Below are 5,098 nucleotides of genomic sequence, written 5' to 3' on the forward strand. Positions count from 1 at the left end.
GGTCTCTCCCGTGCTGCCCGGTCGGTGGCGGGCGCTGCGCCTGCTGTGGATCGTGATCCTCTACGCAACCTGCGAGGCGCTGCTGCTGCTGGTGCTGTGGGGCCTCTGGTTCTCCTCGGGCCTCGGCCGCCGGGTGCGGACACCGTACTTCGAGGGGATCCACTACGACCTGGTGCAGGGGCTGATGTGGGTGTTCTTCCGCGAGGCCAAGCGGGTGCTCGCGCTGCGGATCGAGACCGACGGGCCGACCCCCGACGCGCACCCGGGCGTCCCGATCCTGGTCGCCTGCCGCCACGCCGGGCCCGGTGACTCGTTCACGCTGATCCACGCGCTGATGCACTGGTACGGCCGCGAGCCCCGGGTGGTGCTCAAGGACACCCTGGCGTGGGACCCCGCGATCGACGTCGTGCTGAACCGCCTCCCCGCCCGCTTCATCGACCCCCGCGGCGGCGACATCGAGCACCACATCCAGGAGCTGGCGCACGGCCTCGACGAGAACGACGCGTTCGTGATCTTCCCCGAGGGCGGCAACTTCACGCCGGCACGCCGGCAGCGGGGCATCGAGCGGCTCCGCAAGCTCGGGCTCGAGAAGATGGCGAACCGCGCCGAGGCGATGACCCACGTCCTGGCCCCGCGTCCCGGCGGGTTCCTCGCCGCGCTCGACGGCGCCCCCGATGCCGACGTGGTGCTGGTGGCCCACACCGGGCTCGACCACATGCTGACCGTCGGCGACGTCTGGCGCGAGCTGCCGATGGACAAGCGGATCATCATGCGCTGGTGGCAGGTGCCGCGAGAGGAGATCCCCGCCGGTCGCGAGGAGCGGATCGAGTGGCTCTTCGGCTGGTGGGAGCGGATCGACGCGTGGATCGAGGACCACCGGTCGGAGGACCTGGCGCGCTGACGCGCCGTGGGGGTTCCCCGCTCAGGCGGGGAACCAGCGACTTCGCGCGCGAACCATCGACCCCGCAGTCATGGACTCGCGCACGAAGTCCGCTCGGTCAGCCCGTCACTTCTTCGACGACGCGTCCTCGTCGACCTCGACCTCTTCGGCAGGCTCGTCGGGGGTCGTGGCGGAATGCGGCTCTTCGGCTGCGTCGGCCAGCGCCTCGTCGGGCGAGGACCCGCCCACGTCATCGGCCACGTCGGCCGGCGCGGGCGCGGGTGCCGGCGGCGGGCTCGGCGTGTACGACGACTGCCAGTTCTGGCTCTCCTGCTTGCCCTTGAGCTTGGTGGCGACGAACGCCGCGGCGGCCGCGAGGCCGCTGAACAGGACGAACGTGCGCAGACGACGCTTCTTCTTCGGCTTCTCACCCTTGACCTCGGCGGCCTTGGCCGCCGCCAGGTCCCGGCTCTCGTTCGCCTTCTGCGACGCGACCTCGGCCACCAGGGCTGCCTTCTCCGCGGCACGCGCGGCGCCGTCGGCGATCACGGGCTTCGCCTTGTCGCGCACGTCAGCGATCTTGGGACCCGCCTTGTCGCGGGCATCCTGCAGCAGCGGTACGGCGCGCTCCCGCGCCGTGTCGACGGCGTGCTCGACGTGGGGCTTGGCCTGCTCAACGACCTGCTCGACGTAGTCGGTCGCCTGCTCGACGAGGCTCTTGTTCTTCCGGATGCCCATCAGGGAATCTTCCTCTCGCTCGCGTACCCCCATTCGACCATGCCGGCCAAGCGAGGGCCAGCCACCCCTGTGGGTGAGTGAGACGGTCCGGACGTCACATTCCCAGGGCCGGAGCCCGGCATCACCCCTTGGAATGTGACGACTAGGTGCGATCTGGGAGGATCGACGCTGCAGCAGACCCCGGACAGAAGGCGGACCATGGCCGACCAGGCGATCCTCAAGACCAACCACGGCGACATCGCGCTGAACCTCTTCCCCAACCACGCGCCGGAGACGGTCGCCAACTTCACCGGGCTCGCCGACGGGTCCAAGGAGTACGACGCCGGAACCGACCGCAGCGGGCCGTTCTACGACGGACTCACGTTCCACCGGGTGATCCCGGGCTTCATGATCCAGGGCGGCTGCCCGCTGGGCACCGGCACCGGCGGGCCGGGCTACACCTTCAAGGACGAGCCGCACCCCGAGCTGGTCTTCGACAAGCCCTACCTGCTGGCGATGGCGAACGCCGGCCCGGGCACCAACGGCTCCCAGTTCTTCATCACCGTCGGCCAGACCCCGTGGCTGAACTTCAAGCACACGATCTTCGGCGAGGTCGCCGACCAGGCCTCCCGCGACGTCGTCGACTCGATCGCCGCGACCCGCACGGGTGCCGGGGACCGGCCGGTCGAGCAGGTCGTCATCGAGTCCGTCGAGGTCAGCGGCTCCTGAGCACCAACCCCCCGTCGTCACAGACACCCGGCACGGGGGTGCCGACCTGCTACCGGCACCCCGACCGGGAGTCCTACATCCGCTGCCAGCGCTGCGACCGGACGATCTGTCCCGACTGCATGCGCGACGCCGCGGTCGGCTTCCAGTGCCCGTCGTGCGTGGCGGAGGGAACCAAGACGACGCGTCAGCGGCGAACGGCGTACGGCGGTCTCCGTTCGAGCAACCCCGCGCTCACCTCGATGGTGCTGATCGCGACCAACGTCGCGGTGTGGATCGCGATCACGGCCACCGGCGGCTCGAGCAGCCGGCTCTTCGACTGGCTGGCGCTCCGACCCATGGGCCTGTGCCTGGTGGGGCCGCAGGGCGGCTACGACACGACCGACCTGTCCTGCCCGATGGGTGGCCTTCTACTGCCGGGCTTCTCCGACGGGGCGTACTGGCAGGTCGTGACCTCGATGTTCACCCACGTCGCGGTCTGGCACATCGCCTTCAACATGCTCGCGCTGTGGTTCCTCGGACCCCAGCTCGAGATGGCGATCGGCCGCCTCCGGTTCCTCGCGCTCTACTTCCTCTCCGGGCTGGCCGGCTCGGTGCTGGTGCTCTTCGCCGGTCCTGAGTACGGCGGGACCCACGGCGCGTCCGGTGCCATCTTCGGTCTGATGGGTGCGCTGCTGGTGGTCGCCTTCAAGGTGGGCGGCAACGTGCAGCAGATCGGGATGTGGCTGCTGCTCAACCTGGTCATCACCTTCGCGTTCCCCAACATCTCCTGGCAGGGCCACGTGGGCGGATTCGTCGGCGGCGTCCTGATCGCACTCGTGCTCGTCTACTCGCCCCGCGAGCGGCGCGGCACCTGGCAGCTCGCCGGCCTCGGACTGATCGCGGTGGCGTTGGTGGTCGCGCTGGTGATCAGTGTCTCCGTCTTGGCCTGACGCCTCCTCATCGAGCCGCGCGTTCCGAGCGACCTGCTGGCCGCTCGCTCCTCAACAACTGTGCACCAGACTGTGGAGAATTACATCGTGGTAGTTCTCCACAGGTTGCTCCCCAGCTGGGGACAACCTCGCTCACAGGCCGGTGGGCTCGTCGATCGGCACGACCTCGTTGCACACCCCGAACGGGAGCTCCTCCAGCAGTGCGAGTCCCGCAGCGTCCACCGGCCGGGGCAGGGTGAAGCCGATCCGACCCGTGGAGGGGTCCGCCGCGCCGTTGACGTACGTCGTCGCGAACTCACCGGTCGGCCAGGCCTCACCCATCCGCAGCCTCTCGAACAGGTCCGAGCGGCCGGGCTCGACCCGGACGGTCGCCTGGTGGTCGCCGTAGGAGACTACAAATCCGCTCAGGGCGTCGAGCGTCGTCACCGGGTGCTCGGCGAGCAGCGCCTGCTGGTCCTCGGCGTCGGCGTCCGGCCCGAGAGCGGTGTTCAGCGGGATGCAGTCCCGATGGAGGTACGTCGCGGCGGCCGGCTCGCGCACCAACGCCGACCAGGTCTCCTCGCTCGCCCATACGTCGGTCTCCGCCCCGCCCGCGACCAGCAGCGTGTTCGCACGGTCCACGGTGGCACCGTCGAGCGGACCGACCCCGTCCCGCACGGCGCGTCGGACTCCGGCGAGGTCGAGGTCGGGCCGGAACGCCAGCACGAAGCCCGGGCCGTCCTCCCCGGTCCACCGGGCCTCCCAGTCCACATCGTCCTGGGTGAACCCGTAGTCGAGCTCGAACGTCGAGGACTCCTCGCGCAGCAGCCCGTCGGTCAGCAGCACCGCCTCGGTCGAGGCTCGCTCCCAGAAGTCGAGCCGGTCGGTCATCAGGTCCTCGCTGGTGAGCTCCGGGACCCCTAGCTGGGCGCGCACCCGGTCCCAGTCGACCACCGTCACGACGTCGGCCGACTGTGGCACCAGTGACAACACCGCCTGGGCCGGCTCCACCGCGGCGTCGTACGCCGGCGCGCGCTCGGGTGCCGTGACCTTCCGCGGCTGCGGCGGCTCGCGGACGTCGTCGGCCTGACAGGCCAGGCCCGGCGTTGCCAGCGACACCAAGAGGACGACCAGCAGCGTGCGCCGCGGCGAGCTCGTCGAAGCGACCCCGTCGGTCCCGGGGACCGTCAGTCGCAGTTGTTGCACCCGCCCTGGGCGGGAAGCTCGATGTAGCACCGCGGGCAGGTATCGACCGCGCGCGCGTCCAGCGCGGCCTTGCGCAGCCGGGACCGGCTCGCGGACAGCTTGGGCGTGAGGACGGCGACCCCGCCGGTGGCAGGAAGCCCGGTGGCGTCGAAGTGCACGTAGCAGGCCAGCCGCGTGGTCGCAGCATGCGCATCCGGATCGGCGGGCTCCTGGCCGGTGGCGGCCGTCACTGACCGGGCATAGCTCGCGCCGACGCCGCCCTCCGCGTTCACGCACAGCGAGGTGAGGTTGGGCTCGCCACGCTCAGCACACTCCGCGGCCACCAGGTCGAGCACGTCACCGATCCACTGGTGGGTCCGCCGCGTCGAGGTGAGGTGGGTCCGCTCCTGCGCGCCGGCGGCGAGGTCCTTGACCGTGATCACCTGGTGGTAGCGGCCGGCGGTGCCGATCAGCAGCTCGCGAGCCGCGCCCGCCCACGCCGCATGGGCCACGTCTGTGGAAACGTCCTCGGATACGTCTGGGGATATGTCCTGGGTGTTCCCGAGTTCACTCACGTCGTGCTCGCTGAGCGCCCACGGCGCAAGGTGACCATGACCTCCAGACTACGCGCCACTGGAAGCGTTGAAGATTCGGCGTGTGCCTGAGAGTGCGCCAGGGC

The 5,098-nt window shown here is 70.4% G+C and carries 6 protein-coding genes; 3 read left to right on the plus strand and 3 right to left on the minus strand.

Annotated elements, in window-relative coordinates:
• A partial coding sequence (locus tag VFZ39_RS00285; RefSeq protein WP_330863712.1) for a 1-acyl-sn-glycerol-3-phosphate acyltransferase occupies positions 1-901 on the plus strand: 901 nt, incomplete at its 5' end.
• Positions 902-1,006: 105 nt separating this feature from the next.
• On the opposite strand, the gene VFZ39_RS00290 is transcribed toward VFZ39_RS00285, so the two are convergent.
• Complete coding sequence (locus tag VFZ39_RS00290) at positions 1,007-1,618, minus strand: hypothetical protein (RefSeq protein WP_330863713.1); 612 nt, start codon at positions 1,616-1,618, stop codon at positions 1,007-1,009.
• A gap of 198 nt (positions 1,619-1,816) precedes the next feature.
• Between VFZ39_RS00290 and VFZ39_RS00295 the strand changes: the two genes are divergently transcribed.
• Positions 1,817-2,326: a peptidylprolyl isomerase gene (locus tag VFZ39_RS00295; protein ID WP_330863714.1), complete on the plus strand. Its 510-nt coding sequence runs from the start codon at positions 1,817-1,819 to the stop codon at positions 2,324-2,326.
• A gap of 38 nt (positions 2,327-2,364) precedes the next feature.
• Positions 2,365-3,255: a rhomboid family intramembrane serine protease gene (locus VFZ39_RS00300; RefSeq protein ID WP_330863715.1), complete on the plus strand. Its 891-nt coding sequence runs from the start codon at positions 2,365-2,367 to the stop codon at positions 3,253-3,255.
• A gap of 132 nt (positions 3,256-3,387) precedes the next feature.
• Here the strand turns inward: VFZ39_RS00300 and VFZ39_RS00305 are convergent, their stop codons facing one another.
• Together VFZ39_RS00305 and VFZ39_RS00310 are read right to left on the minus strand one after the other, a co-directional pair.
• Positions 3,388-4,440 (minus strand): hypothetical protein, encoded by a 1,053-nt coding sequence (locus VFZ39_RS00305; protein WP_330863716.1) that lies wholly within the window; start codon positions 4,438-4,440, stop codon positions 3,388-3,390.
• Complete coding sequence (locus VFZ39_RS00310; protein ID WP_330863717.1) at positions 4,422-4,931, minus strand: hypothetical protein; 510 nt, start codon at positions 4,929-4,931, stop codon at positions 4,422-4,424. Before VFZ39_RS00310 ends, VFZ39_RS00305 begins: the two co-directional genes overlap by 19 nt.
• Positions 4,932-5,098 lie beyond the last annotated feature (167 nt).

Source organism: Nocardioides sp. (assembly GCF_036374615.1).
In the GTDB taxonomy this organism is placed as follows: domain Bacteria; phylum Actinomycetota; class Actinomycetes; order Propionibacteriales; family Nocardioidaceae; genus Nocardioides.